General features: G+C 44.1%; 22 protein-coding genes. 9 read left to right on the top strand and 13 right to left on the bottom strand.

Annotation, left to right across the window (positions count from 1 at the left end; genetic code table 11):
• Nucleotides 1-412: 412 nt before the first annotated feature.
• The 3 genes from F6K53_RS00805 to F6K53_RS00815 form a co-directional block, all read right to left on the bottom strand.
• Nucleotides 413-622 (bottom strand): hypothetical protein, encoded by a 210-nt coding sequence (locus F6K53_RS00805; RefSeq protein WP_293079636.1) that lies wholly within the window; start codon nt 620-622, stop codon nt 413-415.
• 141 nt (nt 623-763) lie between these two features.
• Nucleotides 764-1,627 carry a helix-turn-helix transcriptional regulator gene (locus tag F6K53_RS00810; RefSeq protein WP_293021986.1) on the bottom strand — a complete coding sequence of 288 codons (864 nt, stop codon included), beginning with the start codon at nt 1,625-1,627 and terminating at the stop codon, nt 764-766.
• A complete protein-coding gene (locus F6K53_RS00815; RefSeq protein WP_293021985.1) occupies nt 1,614-1,790 on the bottom strand; it encodes a hypothetical protein in 177 nt (58 codons plus the stop codon). Before F6K53_RS00815 ends, F6K53_RS00810 begins: the two co-directional genes overlap by 14 nt.
• Nucleotides 1,791-2,166: 376 nt before the next feature.
• Between F6K53_RS00815 and F6K53_RS00820 the strand changes: the two genes are divergently transcribed.
• Both F6K53_RS00820 and F6K53_RS00825 read left to right on the top strand, forming a co-directional pair.
• Nucleotides 2,167-2,769: a hypothetical protein gene (locus F6K53_RS00820; protein ID WP_293021984.1), complete on the top strand. Its 603-nt coding sequence runs from the start codon at nt 2,167-2,169 to the stop codon at nt 2,767-2,769.
• Between the two features lie 387 nt (nt 2,770-3,156).
• Nucleotides 3,157-4,326, top strand: a complete 1,170-nt coding sequence (locus F6K53_RS00825) for an IscS subfamily cysteine desulfurase (RefSeq protein WP_293021982.1) — start codon at nt 3,157-3,159, stop codon at nt 4,324-4,326.
• A 386-nt stretch (nt 4,327-4,712) separates the two neighbouring features.
• On the opposite strand, the gene F6K53_RS00830 is transcribed toward F6K53_RS00825, so the two are convergent.
• Nucleotides 4,713-4,859 (bottom strand): hypothetical protein, encoded by a 147-nt coding sequence (locus F6K53_RS00830; RefSeq protein WP_293039031.1) that lies wholly within the window; start codon nt 4,857-4,859, stop codon nt 4,713-4,715.
• 1,593 nt (nt 4,860-6,452) lie between these two features.
• Here F6K53_RS00830 and F6K53_RS00835 point away from each other — a divergent pair.
• Nucleotides 6,453-8,417 carry an Rne/Rng family ribonuclease gene (locus tag F6K53_RS00835; protein ID WP_293072238.1) on the top strand — a complete coding sequence of 655 codons (1,965 nt, stop codon included), beginning with the start codon at nt 6,453-6,455 and terminating at the stop codon, nt 8,415-8,417.
• Nucleotides 8,414-9,055 (top strand): ribonuclease HII, encoded by a 642-nt coding sequence (locus F6K53_RS00840; protein ID WP_293072237.1) that lies wholly within the window; start codon nt 8,414-8,416, stop codon nt 9,053-9,055. The genes F6K53_RS00835 and F6K53_RS00840 overlap by 4 nt, the downstream gene beginning before the upstream one ends.
• A gap of 22 nt (nt 9,056-9,077) precedes the next feature.
• Here the strand turns inward: F6K53_RS00840 and rppA are convergent, their stop codons facing one another.
• Nucleotides 9,078-9,752, bottom strand: a complete 675-nt coding sequence (gene rppA / locus F6K53_RS00845; RefSeq protein ID WP_293021979.1) for a two-component system response regulator RppA — start codon at nt 9,750-9,752, stop codon at nt 9,078-9,080.
• A gap of 380 nt (nt 9,753-10,132) precedes the next feature.
• Nucleotides 10,133-10,375 (bottom strand): hypothetical protein, encoded by a 243-nt coding sequence (locus F6K53_RS00850; protein ID WP_293072236.1) that lies wholly within the window; start codon nt 10,373-10,375, stop codon nt 10,133-10,135.
• Nucleotides 10,376-10,414: 39 nt separating this feature from the next.
• Here F6K53_RS00850 and F6K53_RS00855 point away from each other — a divergent pair, with 39 nt between their 5' ends.
• Complete coding sequence (locus tag F6K53_RS00855) at nt 10,415-11,122, top strand: SDR family oxidoreductase (protein WP_293072235.1); 708 nt, start codon at nt 10,415-10,417, stop codon at nt 11,120-11,122.
• On the opposite strand, the gene F6K53_RS00860 is transcribed toward F6K53_RS00855, so the two are convergent.
• Nucleotides 11,123-11,287 carry a hypothetical protein gene (locus tag F6K53_RS00860; protein WP_293079852.1) on the bottom strand — a complete coding sequence of 55 codons (165 nt, stop codon included), beginning with the start codon at nt 11,285-11,287 and terminating at the stop codon, nt 11,123-11,125.
• Nucleotides 11,288-11,291: 4 nt separating this feature from the next.
• Between F6K53_RS00860 and F6K53_RS00865 the strand changes: the two genes are divergently transcribed.
• The 4 genes from F6K53_RS00865 (at nt 11,292) to F6K53_RS00880 (ending at nt 13,816) form a co-directional block, all read left to right on the top strand.
• Nucleotides 11,292-11,714, top strand: coding sequence for a FolB domain-containing protein (locus F6K53_RS00865; RefSeq protein WP_293079640.1), 423 nt, complete (start codon nt 11,292-11,294; stop codon nt 11,712-11,714).
• Nucleotides 11,711-12,109, top strand: a complete 399-nt coding sequence (folK, locus tag F6K53_RS00870; protein WP_293079643.1) for a 2-amino-4-hydroxy-6-hydroxymethyldihydropteridine diphosphokinase — start codon at nt 11,711-11,713, stop codon at nt 12,107-12,109. Before F6K53_RS00865 ends, folK begins: the two co-directional genes overlap by 4 nt.
• A 214-nt stretch (nt 12,110-12,323) precedes the next feature.
• Nucleotides 12,324-12,983, top strand: coding sequence for an ATP phosphoribosyltransferase (gene hisG, locus F6K53_RS00875; RefSeq protein ID WP_293021974.1), 660 nt, complete (start codon nt 12,324-12,326; stop codon nt 12,981-12,983).
• Between the two features lie 59 nt (nt 12,984-13,042).
• A complete protein-coding gene (locus tag F6K53_RS00880; RefSeq protein ID WP_293072050.1) occupies nt 13,043-13,816 on the top strand; it encodes a DUF1350 family protein in 774 nt (257 codons plus the stop codon).
• A 33-nt stretch (nt 13,817-13,849) separates the two neighbouring features.
• On the opposite strand, the gene F6K53_RS00885 is transcribed toward F6K53_RS00880, so the two are convergent.
• The 6 genes from F6K53_RS00885 to F6K53_RS00910 all read right to left on the bottom strand — a co-directional run bounded on the left by F6K53_RS00885 (nt 13,850) and on the right by F6K53_RS00910 (nt 19,664).
• Nucleotides 13,850-13,984 (bottom strand): hypothetical protein, encoded by a 135-nt coding sequence (locus tag F6K53_RS00885; RefSeq protein ID WP_293072049.1) that lies wholly within the window; start codon nt 13,982-13,984, stop codon nt 13,850-13,852.
• A gap of 248 nt (nt 13,985-14,232) precedes the next feature.
• Nucleotides 14,233-16,761: a serine/threonine-protein kinase gene (locus tag F6K53_RS00890; protein ID WP_293072048.1), complete on the bottom strand. Its 2,529-nt coding sequence runs from the start codon at nt 16,759-16,761 to the stop codon at nt 14,233-14,235.
• 413 nt (nt 16,762-17,174) lie between these two features.
• Nucleotides 17,175-17,978: a hypothetical protein gene (locus tag F6K53_RS00895; protein ID WP_293021971.1), complete on the bottom strand. Its 804-nt coding sequence runs from the start codon at nt 17,976-17,978 to the stop codon at nt 17,175-17,177.
• Nucleotides 17,979-18,654: 676 nt separating this feature from the next.
• A complete protein-coding gene (locus F6K53_RS00900) occupies nt 18,655-18,900 on the bottom strand; it encodes a DUF4278 domain-containing protein (protein ID WP_293021970.1) in 246 nt (81 codons plus the stop codon).
• Nucleotides 18,901-18,939: 39 nt separating this feature from the next.
• Complete coding sequence (locus F6K53_RS00905) at nt 18,940-19,086, bottom strand: hypothetical protein (RefSeq protein WP_293046466.1); 147 nt, start codon at nt 19,084-19,086, stop codon at nt 18,940-18,942.
• A 428-nt stretch (nt 19,087-19,514) separates the two neighbouring features.
• Nucleotides 19,515-19,664 (bottom strand): hypothetical protein, encoded by a 150-nt coding sequence (locus F6K53_RS00910; protein WP_293046463.1) that lies wholly within the window; start codon nt 19,662-19,664, stop codon nt 19,515-19,517.
• Nucleotides 19,665-19,684: the final 20 nt, after the last annotated feature.

Consider the following 19,684-nt stretch of genomic DNA (forward strand, 5'->3'; position numbering starts at 1 on the left):
GAACGTTCGCTCTAATTTTTGGGTCTGGTCTTTACCGTCAGATGTGTTTGACATCAGTTGGTAGAACTCGCTCATACCCACCCCAACCATCTGTATGCCATTGTTGACAATCTGTTTTGCCTTCTGTTTTAACTAGGAATTGAGAGATCAACTCGTCAGTATGCTTGCCCACTCTAGCAGCAAGAATTAGTCCGTTTCCAAGATCTTGATTTATCCCAATCCAGCAATCTCCCACTATCATCTGATCTCGGAGACAGTGAAATTGTTTTTTTGCACAAATGACCAAAACTCATCGCTAGTTATCTGCTCTGTTTCTACCTTTTGCACAAGAGCGTTATGAACCATTTGTCCAAATAGAGAAGCTTTTCGGACATTACTCACCACTGTGTTGTATGCCAGATGCGTAGTACGGCTAACTCCTCTTAAACTGCAACCTTGCTGCGATCGCTTGTAATACTGCACGGATTTGTTCAGGGTTCACAAGTCGATCGGTAATAGATAGTATCAAAGGTTTCTGTGAAAGTCTGCCGACAAACTCGACAGTAATAGCGTTGACAACCCTTGCTAGTTTTCCCGTGTTTATGAGTCTTGTGATGACCACACAGAGGACATTCCATAACATTGAAGTATTTTATTTACCTCTGCCATCTTACCATTCCCACACTTCTGTGATGCACTACCCGCAACGGTTTATGTGTAGAAAGTTTCTTTATCTTCACCGTTGACAGTCAACCGTCAATCGTCAACCGTTAATAAAACCTGGTTAACACAGAACTGAACTAGACTTGCTAGTCACTCCATTACCACTGTCTTCTAAATTCTCAATAAAATGACTCCAAGGTTCTGTGTAAGTTTCTGTGTAAGTTCTCGAAAAATCTAGAATAGGAGTTTCTTGTGCTGACCCGATCCAACCACTCACTGGAGAAATTAACGGGAAAAGCCACTCATAGTAACTCTGGGGAAACGGAGTACTAGAGAGTTCCATGATGCTCTTATAAAATAGCCCAAAGGTTCCTGGGTCAATTTTGTGCTTCTCGACAGCGACTTGGATAAATTCCTCTGGACTCAAGCCTACATAACTTTGGCAGATTGTCACCCAATTCTTTAATCGTCGCCTGGCCTTTAAGCTCAGTGAAATAAATTTCACTCCCTTGAGTTCCTCAAATTTAGGAGACTGATTTAACACCTCCTCTAGGCCGGTGGTATCTGTCGAACCACTGAATTCCCTTTGCAACCGTTTAGCGATCGCTAAATTAATCTCAACTAATTGCTGTACTGGTCGCCACTGAAGCTCTGCCAAAATCTGCTCCATGGAAATAGGTGGTGTCAAAGTAGAGGAACTCGATTTCTTGTTTCGCTCAATGGCTTCGAGAGGGTTTTCCTCACTGACCAAGAAGCTGATCAACTCTTCCGTTGTCCAACCAATACCTTTAGCCAGCCTCTCTAGCTTCTCTAAGCTGGGAGTATTATCACAATTCATCCAATTTGTCAAGGTATTGTTAGTGACATTGACTTGCCTAGCAAGTTCCCGGACACTACCCAATTTTTGAGCCAGTACCTTAATCAATTGACTTAGCCTTTGGTGAATTTTGCTGTGTTTTAAGGAACTGTCTTTACTTGTGTCCAATTTTTTTACCACTCTGTTCTGGTGACATAATGTAACACTTCCCGATCTGGTAAGTGTGGGCTTGGGCGTGGTCATTCTCGGCTTTGGTAGGGAGCACTAGAAATCGAAATTGACCCCAGCTGGCAACCATGCGATCGCATAGCCACAACCGAAGCGCGTCCATATAGCACTAGGCATTCAAATTAGGACATTGTCTTGATGCAAAGCGCGAGTGGGGGAAACCACGGCAGTTGCTCATGGGGGGAACCCCCAAGACCGCACTGCCTCCCCAAGACCGCGCTGCATCGCTCCTAAACTCCGAAACGTGAGTCTAGCTTACTTGTGACTTCTGACTTCTGACTTCTGACGCTAAGCGTAGCGCTATACCACCATGCTGCCCAAACATGAATGGAGCATCGCTAATCTTCTCCGTGAAAACTCAGTGGTAACTCCCCGGTGGGCAAAAGAGTATCTTACGTATAATCACGGTTGTTCAATATTTTTAACAAAATTATGATGGTTGTGAAAAGGGTTGAACATCTACATTACATCTACACCATATGTTAAAGCATCAGAACTGGGAGAAAAGGGTAACCGCTAAGCAAAGCAATACCCTTGCTCAGGAAAATCAGCAACTCAAAATTAAGTCAGATAAGTGCTACATTCCCATGACAAGTGGCCACGGTGGTTCTTCAACGTTAGTCCGTTGGAAGCAGAAAGTCACTACACAGAAAGTCACTACACAGAAAGTCACTACACACAATCGAGTGAATTTCTCGAGCTACCCACTGTGCCCTCCCCGCTACACCAAACCCGAGAAGCCTGTAGCTCCCCAAGAACAATTAAGTAACTTACAAGAAACCTGTGGTAAAATCATTCATCTACTCTGTACATCTGACTATGGGAAACTGACTCAAGATGAATTGAACAGGAAGTGCCGGTATTCAGAAGAGCGACTTGCCCAAGGACTGAAACAGCTTGAGCTTGAAAAAGTAATTGAGTTCAAGTGGGGCATGTGGGTGATCATTAATCATCAACCCATCTGTCCTAAATGCGGTCTCAAAACTCGTGTAGTTAATTCTGCCTTGACACCAGGGAAAATTAAATCAATCTGTTCAACATGTCTCGAGTTAAAGCGTATTCAGTCAAAATTGCCGTTTTGATGAACTGCACTAAATTCTTAAAGGGTGGAGTGGGTTGTGAGGAGAATGAACAGCGAAAGCTGCCAAAAAATGGACAATGGAAAATGAACCATCCATTCTTGATGCAATAGCGAGTGGGGGGAAACCCCCTTTGGCCGACTGCATCGCTTGGGTAATGGGATGTTAACCTGTAGCCCTTGGTGATCTAGGAAAGCAGTCTCAAAAACTGTGGTCCCTATCACCTGATGATGGGGTGATCAGGTGATGGGGAGCAGGTTTATCATAATGTATCCCGTAGCAGTCCTATCAAAATCAGGAAAACCATTAGTGGTACGCAGCATTCCTCCCCTCCTAACTATACGAGTGTAGGCGGAATATCCAGCTGCAATTTTTAACTAACGAAAAACCATGCATCGCCCAATTTACCTAGACTGCCATGCCACAACACCTATGGATGAACGGGTGTTGGAGGCAATGTTACCCTACTTCACTGAACATTTTGGCAATCCATCGAGTATCAGCCATACCTATGGCTGGGAAGCTGAAGCAGCGGTGAAACAAGGTCGTCAGATTCTAGCAGATGCTATCAATGCCACACCAGTCGAGATCATTTTTACTAGTGGTGCCACAGAGGCTAACAATCTAGCCATTAAAGGGGTGGCTGAGGCTTATTTAAGTAAAGGACGTCACCTGATTACCGTGCAAACTGAACACAATGCTGTTCTTGACCCCTGTCACTATTTAGAAACCCTAGGGTTTGAGGTGACATTTCTACCGGTAAAAGATGATGGACTAGTGGATTTAAGCCAGCTAGAGCAGGCTTTCCGTCCTGATACCATATTAGTGTCAGTGATGGCAGCGAATAATGAAATTGGAGTGTTGCAGCCTTTGGCCGAGATTGGGGATCTTTGTCGCCAGCATAATGTACTCTTCCATACAGATGCTGCCCAGGCTATTGGCAAAATCCCCTTGGATGTGCAGTCGATGAAGATTGATTTAATGTCCTTGACAGCCCATAAAATTTATGGGCCAAAGGGGATTGGGGCTCTCTATGTCCGGCGTCGTAACCCCAGAGTAAGGCTTGCACCCCAGCTCCATGGCGGTGGACATGAACGAGGGATGCGTTCTGGCACACTTTATACCCCTCAGATTGTGGGGTTTGCTAAGGCTGTGGAACTGGGGTTAGAAGAACAACCCTCAGAATCTCAACGGTTGATAGAACTCCGGGAGGGTCTGTGGACCACTCTCTCTAAACTAGAAAGTATCCAGATCAATGGTCATCCTACCCAGCGATTATCCGGAAACCTTAACATTAGTGTGGAGGGAGTAGATGGCGCAGCCCTGCTGCTAGGATTACAGCCTGTGGCAGCCGTTTCTTCTGGCTCCGCTTGTTCCTCAGCAACTGTAGCTCCTTCCCATGTACTATTAGCCCTAGGACATCCGGAAAATCTGGCTTATGCCTCCATCCGGTTTGGAATTGGACGCTTTAATACCATGGCAGAAATTGAGCAGGTGGCTGAGCATACGATCACAACGATTCAGTCTCTGCGCCAATCTCAAGCTGTCAAAATTAATTGAACAAAATGGTTGAGCGCAGTCCCTAGGCATATTTTATAGTTTGGGTGGGGTAACCGAAACCAGCTTTTAAATTGCAAAGCGTAAGCTTCTAGGCTACGATCACATCGGTACCACAAAGGAGATTTCGCTCCTTAGCTGAACCGCGAAAAGCCCCGCACTTTACCTTTATTGGCTAGGTGTCCTATGGGAAGCGCAGGGTAAGAGTCCCAAAGGATCTTACCAATGTGATATACTAGCAATGGTAGCGATGCAGTGCCGAGCTGCGGGGGTTTCCCCCATTAGCGACTGCATCAAGACAGGGAAGATAAATTAAGAGCTAACCGCCACCTACCAACTAAAAATAGAACGAGTTGTATTGTTCCGGCGCGGAGGGGCACCGCGTGTCGTTAATAATGCTTATCGTTCGCGTAGCGTGGCCTACGGCCTTGTATCCAAAAGCAGTAGCTGGAGTTGCTAAGAAGCCCGTCATGTCCCGTTAGGGCAGCTTCGGGAGATGTCACTAGGCGAATCAACAGGGGATGAGAATATAACACATCCCCAAAAAGGCAAACATATGTGCCTCAAGACCCTAAATCTAAGCAGTAAAGCTGCTGAAACAGGGAGATTCAGGAGATATAGACAGAAACCCTGAAGAATTTCCAGACCTCTGGTCAGGAAATAGTCAGCTAACAAAAAATTAAAACTTTTGGAGAGATTGGTAGCAACTGGGTAGTTTGTGGTAAATCCCGAACAGTGCCGATAAGGGGTCAACTGACTTTCAGCTATCGGAGCTGTGGTTAGCCAAAACCATCGCGCATAGCCTGTTTTAGCTTCCTCCGCGAGAAGCCCCACACCTCAATGCGCAGCATGAGTGTGGGAACGAAGTTACCGCAAGAATAGGGCAGCCTTTATGGTTGGTCGGCTATGCGTAAAAGGGTTAAAACTTTATGATTAAGGCTGCCCTAATAAACAGGTTTCATCTCCGGGATGAATCGCGGGCAGGAACTCTGATAAACAGCCTGAAAAACGTTATAATAAAAATAGCAGGGAAGACAAATTAAGAGCTAACCGCCACCTGCGTGTTTAAAAATAGAACTTTTTGTATTGTTCCGGTGCGGAGGGGCATCCCGTATCGTTAATAAAGCTTACCGAGTATCCTAAGCAATAGCTGGAGTTGGTAAGAAGCCCACACTGAACCGTGCTTGTCAGTGTGGGAGTATGTCACCATAGGTGCGCTTTCCTAATGGGAATTAAATTTGCCACTGGTCACACTTCTTGATGGGGGGAGTGGCTTAACCTCCATTTTTGTATCAGTTATATCAGTGGCAAAGTAATCCGTTGTCTATATTTCAGAGTGCGACTGGATAGAGACAGGGATTCACAAGTGTTAGTCAAAATCCTCAGAAAATCGGTTAGAATTATTTGAATCCACAAGAGTCACGTGATCAATTTGTCAGGCTTAACATCCCCCGAAGTCCCTACGGGATTATAGGAAAGGCGAGGCAGATTGCGAGACAATTACACATAGGTGCGCTCTTACTTGGCTATTTAAATTCGCGTGATTGTGCGCTTTACTTTGGCTCGGGAACCCGGGCTTCTTGGGTCGCGCCTTTAGGCAAAGCCCAACGCAGGGCGCGTTCGGGCGCGCACCTCAAAAATTTTCGACTTTGCGACAGAACATCCTACTGGAAAGCGAGTCTTAAAGTAGAGAACTAATGTCGCACCTCCAAGTGTTACAATCAGCAGAGCCGCTACAATCCCATTCACCAAACAAACCCCCTGTCAGCACCCCCCTTTAAACAGACGGGGCTTCGAGACAGTTTCACCGCCATTGACTACAGCCATTGACTACAGCCATTGACTACAGTTTTCGATTGACCGTAGGTCACGCTACGCGAACAAACAATGAGCAACAAAATAGTTAAGTGGGCTTTCCGTGATGGCGAACGCGCCCCGCGTGACCTACGGTCAAGGGATTGCTCGCCATCACGGGTCGCACCTCTAGTTATTCATAGTCTATTTATTAGTCTCTGTGGCCGATCAGTTTAATGGCAGTAAATCACCGAACATTTCAGACCTAGAAATAAAGTACGACTCCTATCGTTAACTGTAGGACTAAGCGTACCACGAAGTTTTGAGGAAATTGCATGCCAAAGCAAATTATTATTGCAGAGCAACATCAACTTGCTGCTGTATTTTGGGAAGATCAAATTCAAGAACTAGTAGTTGCCACCGGTAATCACCAGGTCGGTGATATTTATCTAGGCATTGTAGAAAATGTCTTACCGGGTATTGATGCAGCATTTGTCAATATTGGGGATCCTGATCGCAATGGTTTTATTCATGTGACAGATTTAGGACCATTGCGCTTGAAACGCCGGTCTGGTGCGATCACCGAACTGCTGACTCCCCAGCAGAAGGTGTTGGTGCAAGTGATGAAAGAACCTACTGGTAATAAAGGGCCCAGGCTTACAGGTAATATTAGTTTACCCGGTCGCTATTTGGTGCTGATGCCTTATGGCCGAGGAGTAAACTTGTCTCGGCGGATTAAGAGCGAAAGTGAACGTAATCGCCTCAGAGCTCTAGCAATTCTAATCAAACCATCGGGCATGGGAGTGCTGGTGCGCACCGAAGCCGAAGGCAGAGCCGAAGAAGCCATTATGGAAGACTTGGAAAACCTGCAAAGACAATGGGAAGCTGTCCAGCTCGAAGCAACCTCTACCAGAGCACCAGCCCTACTTAATCGGGATGATGATTTTATTCAGCGTGTCCTCCGGGATATGTACACTGCTGATGTTAATCGGATTGTGGTGGATTCTAGTACTGCAGTCAAACGGGTTAAACAACACTTGTTGAGCTGGAGTGGAGGTCAAGCACCAGAGGGGGTCTTGATTGACCATCACCGCGATCGCATGCCAATTTTGGCATACTTCCGGGTCAATGCTGCAATTCGAGAAGCCCTCAAGCCAAGAGTAGATTTACCATCTGGTGGCTACATTATCATTGAACCTACCGAAGCTCTAACCGTAATTGATGTGAACTCTGGTTCCTTTACCCGCTCAGCTACAGCACGGGAAACGGTTTTGTGGACTAACTGTGAGGCAGCAACAGAAATTGCCCGCCAGCTGCGCCTACGTAATCTAGCTGGGGTGATCGTTGTTGACTTTATTGATATGGACACCAGGCGGGATCAGTTGCAGGTTCTCGAACACTTCAATCAAGCCCTAAAAGAGGACAAAGCCCGACCACAGATTGCCCAGCTTTCGGAACTTGGCTTAGTGGAACTGACTCGCAAGCGCCAAGGGCAAAATATTTACGAGTTGTTTGGTAAAACCTGTGCTACCTGTGGCGGGTTAGGACATCTGGCACATCTTCCCGGTGAAGTCGAAGCAGAAGCACTAGAGACCTTAGCACCGATCCCCTTACCGGCGGAGCGAAGCATTCCACAGTTCCCCGAACCTGTAGACTTATCTTCTGAGAATGATAATGATTTGGACTTGCTCAATCACCCCAGTTATCAGGAACGGGGAGCGGTAAATAATCGCCGCCGCCGCCGCCGTCGTATTGATGACCCAGTGATTAGGGAAGAACCAATTACTAGGGGAGTCAATCGGGTGATCTCTGTCTCATCCAACTTTGATGCCATCACAGAACCCGAGGTATCCACCTCAGGAGTAGAAAAACCTCAGCTAGTCAAGTTTGCTCAAGAAAAGGAACCACCAGAATTGGTCAGGGTTGAAATGAGCCCAGAAGAACAAGATGTTTATGCGTTAATGGGCATTTCCCCTATACTAAATTTAGACCGAGAGGTGAAAGATCCTAGGTCAGCAATTATCTCAGTGTTACTGCCGGGAGAAAAAATCGAGGATAATGAAGAAGAATTATCCAATTCAACTACCGATTCAACTACCGATTCAACTACCGATTCAAGTAATAGTCAATCCTCCATCGACGATCAGCTAGAGTTAGACGAATCAGACTTGGTAGAATCTACTGCTGACACACCAATTGCAGAAACTGGATCTGATCAACTTATTACTACCAATGGCACCATTAATAGTCCCCCCATAGTGCGCCGCCGCCGTCGCCGCTCTTCAGCATTGGATAAATGACAACGGACAAAGTCACTGAAGTGTTTGAGTTACCGGATAAATCCGGTACTCCTTCCTTAGTGGCTGGAGTAGATGAAGTAGGGCGAGGTGCCTTATTTGGTCCAGTTGTGGCAGCAGCAGTGATTTTACCTGTATCTGTCTTGCCACAACTGGCTCTAGCTGGCGTTAAAGATAGTAAACAGTTGTCCCGGAAGCGACGCCAAAGGCTGTCTGAAGAAATTCAGGGATTGGCACTGGATTGGACTATTGGTTATTCCACTAGTGCAGAAATTGACCAGCTCAATATCTTACAGGCTTCATTGTTAGCTATGAAACGGGCTGTGCTTAAATTAAAAGTTAAGCCCGATATTTGTCTGATTGATGGGTTACACGGGTTGCCAGATTTACCGATAGCACAACGAAATCTAGTAAAGGGGGATCAGCGATCGCTTCATATTGCGGCAGCAAGTATTGTAGCCAAGGTGTGGCGTGATGATTTAATCATTCGTCTAGCTACCAAGTATTCAGAGTATGATTTGACAGCCAACATGGGCTATGGTACCAAAAAGCATCGGTTAGCACTGCAAAAATACGGACCATGTCGGCTGCATCGCATGTCCTTTAGCCCCTGTAGTCAGGCGAATCAACAAATGAGTTAAATTATTTATTGACAAATAACAATCAACCAAATCGATAACCCTTACCATAAACTGTATGGATCAGGGGGGCGGAACCCTTAATTTCGATTTTGCGACGCAACAAACGAACTAGAGCAGCTAAATTGTTACTTTTTGGGATTTCCTCAGATGGCCACAAATGTTGATAAATTTGCTTGTGGGATAATAATAGACCAACATGGCTCATGAAGTACGCTAGCAGTTGGCTTTCTTTTTCTGATAGCTCAATTGGGCGTCCGTGGCGATAAGCTATTTGATTGGTTAAGTCTAATTCTATTTGTCCAACCCGTAACCGCTGGCTGGGATTGGCATCAGTCGCAGCAGAACGCCGAAGCAGAGCCCGGACTCTAGCGAGTAACTCCCGCAGTTCAAATGGTTTAACTAGATAGTCGTCAGCACCAGCATCTAATCCCATCACTCTGTCATCTACAGTGTCCTTGGCGGTTAGAAAAAGAACTGGGGTAGTGGTGTCATGCGATCGCATTTGTTGGCAAATTTCTAACCCAGAAATGTGCGGTAGCATCCAGTCTAAGATTAACAAGTCATAAGCGCCAAGGGATGCTAACTCATTTCCTGACGCGCCATTATACGCCACATCTACAGTGTAACCTTCACGAGTTAATACCCGAGACAGGGGGTCAGTCAGCTCAATTTCATCATCTACTAAAAGGATACGCATTGATTTTGTTGATAGTTGACGGTTGACGCTTGACTATCAACACAATTATAAGACTTACGCAGCGACTCTATCTGTAGCGTAGGTTATTAACGAAGCCTACTACTTGTAGTTAACAGCCAAGTCATTGATATACTATTTTAGCTGTCAGGCAAAATTCATCCCACACCTAATGCGTAGCATAGGTGTGGGATGAATTTTGCACAGGGTATGTATAGAATTGCTATAATATATGTCCTGATAAACAAAGCCGTTCGCGTAGCGTGGCCTACGGCCTTAAATGCTGGTTTGTCATCCACTTACGTGGCTAAAAAATAGAACTTATTGTATTGTAAGGCGTGCGGAGGGGCATCCCGGAGACGAAACCTTAGAAGAGTGGAGCCTTAATCATAAAGTTTTAACCCTTTTCTGCATAGCCTGCTAACCATAAAGGCTCCACTCTTTAAGCGGTAACTTCTGACCGTGTCGTTAATAAAGCTTACCGAGTATCCGTTCGCGCAGCGTCGGCGAAAGCCGATAGTGATGGCTGGAGTTGGTAAGAAGCCCACACTGTAATCTTGGCCAAAGGCCACGCTACGCGAACGATGAGCGTGTGGGAGTATGTCACTTAAGATAAAGTTAATCATAGGGTAATTATAATTTAAGGGCTAGAAAGACAAACCAGTATGGCTTGGGCATTGGTTACAGGTGGCACCAAAAGGATTGGTAAAGCGATCGCATTAGACTTGGCGAAACAGGGCTATGATCTAGCCATTCATTACAACCGTTCTCGCCAAGACGCGGAAATCCTAGGGGAACAGATCCAGTCCCTAGACCGAAATTGTCGATTTTACCAAGCTGATCTAACCTGTGACCAAGATATGCTCAATCTTTTGCCAAGGGTGAAAGCAGATGTTCCTGAGCTTGATTTGTTGGTGAATAATGCTTCTATTTTTGAACCAGCAACCCTCAAAGACACGGAACTTGACTTGTTTGACAGTCACTTTGCTGTAAACTTTAAGGCTCCGTATTTCTTTACCCGTGATTTTGCTCGTCTTTATCAAAAAGGGAACATTATCAATATTATTGATACCAGAATCAACAAGAATGATTTTTCCTATTCTGCTTACACATTAGCTAAGAAAGCCTTGGCTAACTTAACGGAGATGGCAGCTTTGGAGTTTGCTCCACATATTCGAGTGAATGGAATTTGCCCTGGGTGGATTTTACTTCCAGCCGGGGCAAGTGAACAGTATATCGAAACACTTAGACAAAGAGTACCCATGCATAGCCAGGGCAATGTGGATCAGATTTGTCAGGCTGTTCGCTATTTGCTCTCTAATCAATTTGTTACCGGACAGTTTTTATTTGTGGATGGCGGTCAACATTTGTAATCAACTGTAAGCCGCCCGCTTTTCAATTATAACTGATAACTGATAGCTGACGGCTGATAGCTGACCGCTGATAGCTGACGGCTGATAGCTGACCGCTGATAGCTGACGGATGATAGCTGACGGCTGATAGCTGACAATAAACTTAATCAAGACTATATACATCAAAAAAATGACAAAACTTACTGATATCACATCAATAAAAGTTAATGATTTCGGGAGCAAAAAACAACACAGTTATGTTGAAGCGCTGCTGGAAATAAAAAATTTAAGACTCCGCACGATAATAGGATTTAATGACTGGGAAAGAAAAACTAAACAAGATGTTGTGATTAATATTAAGGCTGGCTTTACCCCAGGAAATTCTACAAAAAGCGATTGCGTTGAAGATACCCTAAATTATAAAACCCTAAGCAAGCGTGTAATTAAAGCAGTGGAAGAAAGTAAGTTTAATTTACTAGAAAAGCTAACCCAGATGATTTTAGATATTGTAATGGAAAATCCCCGGATAGTATGGGCTAAGGTGAAAGTTGATAAACCTTTTGCTTTGCGATTTTCCGATTCTGTGTCTATAGAATTGAGTGCTAAACGATGAATGAAGTGGTAGTGAATGAAGTAGTAGTAAGTGTTGGCTCTAATATTGAACCTCATAAAAATGTAAAACTAGCCAAATATAATTTATCAAAAACTGATAATTTTGTTAATGAATCTCGCTTTTACATAACAAAACCCATAGGCTTTACTGAGCAACCTGATTTTCTAAATGGTGCCTTTTTAATTCACACAGAAGACGGTTTTGAGACCTTTCGTCAAAAACTTAAACAAGTCGAAATTGACCAAGGGCGGGTTAAGCAATCCAATAAAAATGGACCGCGCTGTATAGATTTAGACATTGTGGTCTGGAATCGAAGGATTGTTGATCCTGACTTTTATCAGCGGGATTTTATAAAAAAAACTGTGCTAGAGCTGATTCCTGATTTAAAGGTTTAACAAATAGCTAATGACAAACCCCCCGGAATCATAAGTATTCAACAGGTGCGACCCGTGGCGAATTTAATTCTTAATGGTAAGAGCGCACCTAAGGACATGATCGGGTTGGTGATAATTTGAGTAGCACGGGCTTCTATAATTGAGCTTCTACAGGTATAGTTGATCTGATCAGTGAACTAATTGACCCCCTGCCAAAGCTCCCGAAGCTCCCCATATGATTACCATCGCATTACCCAAAGGCGCACTCCTAAAAGACAGCATCAAGCTACTGCAATCCGTTGGCTTAGACTTTAGTGCCTTCCTAGACTCCTCCAACCGCCAACTCCAGATTCAAGACCCCAGTCAAACGGCTCAAGCTCTACTGGTACGAGCTCAAGATGTACCGGTTTACGTGGAATATGGTCAAGCTCAGTTGGGGATAGTTGGTTACGATGTGCTACGGGAAAAAACCCCGGCAGTGGCTACCTTAGGTGACTTACACTTTGGTTATTGTCGGATGTCATTGGCAGTTCGTGCCGCTAGCTCTTATCTAAGCCCTTTGGATTTGCCAGCTCATGGTCGCGTAGCCTCCAAGTTTGTTCACTGTGCTCGGGAATATTTCAATAACCTGGATTTGCCAGTGGAAATTATCCCGCTCTACGGTTCTGTTGAACTTGGTCCGATTACCGGGATGTCGGAGGCAATTGTGGATTTGGTGTCCACAGGTCGTACCTTAAAAGAGAATGGCTTGATTGAAATTGACATTTTGTATGAGAGTACAGCAAGACTGATTGCCCATCCCATCAGTTATCGCCTCGATATTGATGGTATGAACAATTTGATTGAGCAGATTCGAGAATTGACTAAGGTCAGTGCTGAATCTTTAGTGAGTTAGTTATGATTCTTTAGTTAGTAGGGTGTGTGACTAACCCACCCTCGCAAGTAGAGTATAGCATGGACTGGCAAGAGATATCTGGTAACTGGGTTTTAATCCCCAATCGTCCCACCGGGATTATCCATTTCCTGGGTGGGGCGTTTATTGCTACAGCACCCCACGTAACTTACCGATTGTTACTGGAAAAATTAGCAGCTCAAAGGTATGCAGTGATTGCGACACCGTTTGTGAATACCCTCGACCATATTGCGATCGCACGAGATGTACTCAATCGCTTCGAGACTACTCTAAATCGCTTACAGGTAACCAATGTTTTACGGAAACGGTATCTACCCATCTATGGTATAGGCCACAGTATGGGGTGCAAACTGCATTTGTTGATTGGCAGCCTCTTCAGTGTAGAGCGAGCTGGTAATATCTTGATTTCCTATAACAACTATTCCGCTGACCGTGCTATCCCCTTTGTGGAACAGTTAAACCTCAATCCTGTCTTTCAGGTAGAGTTTACTCCCTCACCCCAAGAAACTAACTATCTGATTACTCAACGCTATCAAATCCAGCGTAATTTACTGATTAAATTCACTGATGACGAGATTGACCAAAGTGTTAGCTTGACCCAAGCCTTAAAGAAACGTTTTCCAAATATGGTTGTGCTACAGCGGATACCAGGAAATCATTTAACACCTTTAGGGCAAGATGTGACCTTAAACCCAGGGGCAGTGTTTACCCCATTGGATGCCGTAGGTCAGTGGGTCAAGCAAGAAGTCTATCGCGATTTAAATCGGTTGCAACGGGAAATTTTGCGATGGTTAAATCCTCTAGCAGTGGCTTAAGGTTGTTCGCGTAGCGTGGCCTTTTGGCCAAGGTTAGCAGGTTGAAAGTTGTTCGCGTAGCGTGGCCTTTTGGCCAAGGTTAGCAGGTTGAAAGTTAGTAGGTTGAAGGTTAGTAGGTTGAAAGTTAGTAGGTTGAAGGTTGTTCGCGTAGCGTGGCCTTTTGGCCAAGGTTAGTAGGTTGAAGGTTGTTCGCGTAGCGTGGCCTTTTGGCCAAGGTTAGTAGGTTGAAGGTTAGCAGGTTGTTCGCCTTTGGCGTTCGGTGTAGGGTAGGTTGTCTGTCAAAATGCAGAATTCTACATTCTGCATTCTACATTCTACATTCTAAAATGTTGTTCGCCTTTGGCGTTCGGTGTAGGGTAGGTTGAATCTTGAAAGTAGATACTCAAAATTCAACTGCCCTATTGAATGACTAATCACTAGGATAAGGTTTCGTCAGACTCTAGCACTGTGGTAGATTCCGACAACGGAACAGTTTTCTGTGAACTCGAACAGTCACTATCGACCATGGTTGAATCCTCTAGCACTGTGGTAGATTCCGACAACGGAACAGTTTTCTGTGAACTTGAAAAGTCACTATCGACCATGGTTTCCTCTGGTTCTGGCAAGGTGGAAGCCTGAGATTGTAGCGCTACCGATGACTCAGGGCTACTAAACGAGAATCTTGGCAAGGTTTTGGTTAAAGGTTTCAGTGCTTCTAATACTTCCTGAGCCGACTGATAGCGACTTCGGAAGCTATAGCGCACCATTTTGTTGACCACTGTAGCTAATTCAGGACTGACCTGTGCCTTATCGAGCCAAATTACTTCTCCAGTTATGGGATCTGTGGGTAATTTGCTAGGAGGTATGCCAGTAAGCGATCGCACAGCAATCATACCTGTGGCATAAATATCACTGTTAAATCTTGGACTACCCACAGCTTGTTCATTAGGCATATAACCTTTAGTACCAATGCCCACCGTGAACTTAGTCAAATTTCGTCTTGGATGCAATTGATTAGTAATTTCTTTAACAGCGCCAAAGTCAATTAGCACCAGCTTCTGATCTGATTTGCGCCGAATTAGATTATCAGGTTTAATATCTCGGTGAATCACACTGTGACTATGGACAAACTGCAATGCCTGTAGAATATCTACCACTATCCCAATGACGTTGGCTTCAGGAAGAGGTTTCGGTAGTAACTCATTGCTGAGAGGATGACCATTAATGAACTCTTCAACTAGATAAAATTCTTGATTTTCATCAAAATAGGCTAACAGCTCAGGGATTTGGTGATGTTTGCCCAACTTTTCCAGAATTTCTGCTTCCGTTTGAAATAACCGTCGAGCCAGTTGCCAGTGTTGAGGATTATTGCTAGCAGGTTTGAGCTGCTTGACCACACAGGTCGGATTTCCCGGTCGCTGGGTGTCTTCAGCAATAAAGGTTTCGCCAAATCCTCCGGCACTAAGTCGTTTGATGATTTGATAGCGTCCACTTAACTTAGTCGCTAATAGTTCCTGTTCCCTCTCCTCCAGCAAATTCCTTAAATCATCCTGTCCAGAGATAATTTCTTGGACAATGGGCGCAGAAACGTAATGTTTAAGAGTTTGGCGTAGTTGCTGTTTGTTCTTCAGGTCTTGAATTGCTCCCATAGCGCTACAGAAAATACCACTGAGAGTCATGCTAACTAAAGGGACTGCTGTAGGCAAAATTAGCCCCTCATACACGAAAAATAGATAACTGATTCCTCCCCAAGTGATTACCCCGAGCACTGTCCAGCCTAGGCAAACTTGCCATCGCTTAATCCGACTGAATAAGTACCTTACGACATTAACCCCCAAAAATATCAACACTCCTCTGTGGATAGGATTGGGAATTGCTTGGACAATGGCATGACCTTCGAGTAGTGTTGCGATCGCATTAGCATTGATTTCTACCCCAGCCATTCTGTCGGACACAGGAGTCCGATGAAAATCTGGTAATGAGCTAGCAGTTGGTCCAATTAAAACAATCTTGTCTTGGAAAGACTTACCATCGTCTAGGCGAGTGTGCCAGCGATTATCATCTAAGACATACCAGAAGGGAATAGATGTAAATGCATCCGAACCGTAGAAGAAAATATTCTCTGGTTTGGGCTTCGTCTTCAGTCCTGATTCCTGAGCAGCTGCCTTCGCGTAGCGTGGCCTTTTGGCCAAGGTAGCCTCATTAAAGGAAGGTACTGTAAACATCAGCTGATCAGATGTTTCTGCCAATTCTGGATTATTCTTAGCCCAAACTTTGGGAAACTGATTGGCTAGACGATAGATTCTGCCATCCGGCTCAATGGGATAATTAATAGAACCTACAGATAACTGGGGTGTCTCAAACAAAGAATTTGGCTTAACTAGCTTGATAGTCTCACCTTCAACAGTTTCGTAAGTCTCATACATAGCGGCCAGAGTAACCCTTTCGCCATAGTTTTTTAGCACCTCTCTCAACCGTTGATCATCTGCCTCACCGTAACTACTGGGACTATCTAACACAATACTGACGGCAACAGACTTAGCTCCAGCAGCCATCACACGCTCAATCGCTTTAGCATAAGCAGCTCGTTTCCAGGGCCAGCTCTTGATAAGTTCTAAATCAGTTAGTGCTTGAGACTCATCATTATAATAGGATTGATTTAAATTCAGAGACTCCTCATCAATTCCCAAAATCACTATATTGTCTGGGGCAGCCACCGGACCCCTAAGTTTGAAAAACCAAGCTTGGGTTTGTCTTTCCATCCGTTGCACTCCCTCCCAATCCCGAGCCGTTGAAATTGCTCCGAATAGGGGAAAAAAAACAGCTAGTAGAAAACCTAATCTAGCTGGATTTAACCGAGTGTTATGCTGTGATGATGTATCTTTATTTGTAGAAATATCTGTATACTGAGTTGGTGTATGGGAAGGAATAATCTTCCCGAACCACCCCCTAGGATTAATAAACATTTTGATTATTTTAATCGTTTATTATCTATAGTATCGAAGCAAATTTATTAGCTGCATAAAGATTATTCAAGCCTGTTTAAAAAGTTGGTTAAGGAATAATTTAAACAAGACTTACGGCAAACTGAAACCAAACTCTATAAATAGTAGGGTGCGTTATTAACTAGATTCACTGCGTAATATCATGTCCGGGAGCATTGGTATTGTAAAGGTTGGGTAATCGGTAATTATTAATCGGCAATGACTAATGACTAATGGCTAATGGCTAATGGCTAATACCAATTTTGGAAATTACGGCTACACATAAATTTTATCTCCCCATCTCCCCATCTCCCCATCTCCCCACACTCCCTACTCCCTACTCCCTACTCCCTACTCCCTAAAACTATTGAAAACTACTATCAATTAAATTGGTATTACGTCATCCCAACCCGTTTGGTTCTTAGAGTAACATTAACCCCTTCAGTGGATTGCTCCAATACTAATAATGGCGTTGGTTTTGCCTTTTGATCCCAACGCATGCAAACAATACGTCCTTGAATTGTTGGTTGCCAGGTATCATTGTCCGCATCTGGACTAAGAAATGTTTCAATACAGTCAATAATTTGGCTAACGGTTGCCGAGGTGCGTTGAGTGGGTAATTTCATTAACTTAACTTGAATACGGAAAAGCACTCCCACACTGCGTTTACCTCGAATTTCAGTCTCGTACTTAACATCAAATATTTCATTAATTTTACGACCTGACGTACTAGCAACACCGATAACATTTCTAGAGTCTTGAGTAGGTCGTAATGCTATACTGATTAACTGTTTTATTCGAATTTTAATTTGATTGATAACTCCAAAGTGGAATACCTCTTCTTCCATTCGCATTCTGAGGTAGTCCAGATTAAATTCCCGCGAGTGAACCAAATCGGGATTTGATTCCATTTTCCGGATGGTATTAAGCGCCAGCTTTAACTTTTTTCGGAGATCAGCAGTTTTATACTGCTCCAATTTGAGCTTTTTGTCCCTATCCTTGAATTGCAGCTTACCATACACTACTAATCCAATCACCACTAAAGCTAGTCCAATAGACACAAAAATCCAATGATTAAAATTCCCCAGTTGCCCAGCAGAGCCAGACGTCTTGGGAATGGTAGATGGAGGTGAGGATGCAATTTTCACAGGTACAAAAACCTGAGTCCGTGATTCTCTGAAGATGAGATGATGGGACATAATCACTATCGAATAAAACTCAAAACCTCTTGACTAGGATTACCTTAGCGTGGATATCGTAAAAAATTTGTAAGCACCTGCTATTATTCGCTTTTGAATCAGTTAGTCAGAGACAAATGCTAATTCGCAGTATCTACATATAAATGTTTTTTACTTTCTTTCGGAAGCCTTTGTCCTTCTCCTGAGAAGGAGTGCTACGGAACTTCCCTTGTCCACTGCAGGAGTGGAGCTTCAAGCCATATCCATCCATGGCCTTTGGGCCACGCTACGCGAACGGTGATTAGTTTCGACTAGTTAGTCTTTGGGTACTAACCTATATCATAACCTGGTGTTCGCCACCAGTTTCTAGCTATAAGGAGGCGCATTAGCTGAACCAATCATCCAGAGGTTTTCCTCAGCAGAAGCGTCCCAAGGATATAACGGGCTTTCCGCACCCCTACGGGAAGGCATCCAAAGCATCTATAGTATTGTGCCAAGTATTGTGGCAATTTGGGTAAGCAATTGAAGCCTTTTCCATGGAAGCCTTTTGCCTTAGTTTAGTAATAGTGTTGCTATGGTAGATTACCCAAAGCCTAACTTAAGGAAGAATTTCAAGATACTCTATAGCTTATGTATGTAAGCATTCAGCTAAGGCCGATTGGCGCTATAGCTGATATGGGATAAGGCAATAGCTTAGCTATTTAGAACAAGGATGCTTTGCTCCGTAACGTTGCTTAGTAAAATCAATCGGTTTACCCCAAACAACGTGGAGATAATATGCCCCACGATACTTTAATTTACCGATCGCTTCCGGTAAAAGCACACCGTTGAGCTTTGGCTGTCGCCAACGGATACCACGATACTTACCAACAATTTTTTCTAATTTCATCTCAAAAGTTACCGGTTTATTTTCATAGGTAATACCACGGTAAGTGAATTTCATTATTTTATCCTCTTAATTGTTTGTGATATCTGTAATTGATCACTCCAAGTCAGAGCCTATACTTAGATAATTACCGAAAGTTAGACTAACGGAACAGTAAGCATTCAGCTTAGAGCTATCAGCTATCGGCTGATTGTTCGCGTAGCGTGGCCCATTCGCGTAGCGTGGCCAATAGGCCAAGGCCAAGGTTGTCCAAGATAACTGATGTACTCGTTCCCCTCAGGAAAATTCCTAAGTTTTGCTTGATTGAAAAACTGACGGCTGTTGTGCTGATACCTGAATGCTTACAAGTAACAAATCTGAGTGAGTGACTTTACTCCTAACACCCTTGATTTTATGTAGAGAGCAGTTGAGTGGTAGCTAAACCCAACAAAACTATTGCCAAGGTTGATTTCACTATGTTAAAATAAACCCTTGCAGCTATAAAATTCAGTCAACCAGGTAAGAAATTGACCGAAACAGCAATAAATTTAACTATCATCTTGATGATACCCAAGCTGCTGTAGTTTGGAATATCAATCAGGATTGCTCCCTTAGCTACCTTCTTATTGGTCAGTTGATCATCAGGACATTATAAAATTTGCCTATCGGATTTTCCGTTGAGAAACCAGTGATTAGCCCATCTTGCTGATAGTGTGGCAATGCGTTCGCGTAGCGTGGCCTACGGCCAATCGCGTAGCGGCTCCATTCGCGTAGCGTGGCCCATTCGCGTAGCGTGGCCAATAGGCCAAGGCCAAGGAGCATCCCATAACTAATCTCATCACTAAGGGTACACAACCCCCGC

The sequence above is a fragment of the Moorena sp. SIO4A1 genome (assembly GCF_010672065.1).
In the GTDB taxonomy this organism is placed as follows: domain Bacteria; phylum Cyanobacteriota; class Cyanobacteriia; order Cyanobacteriales; family Coleofasciculaceae; genus Moorena.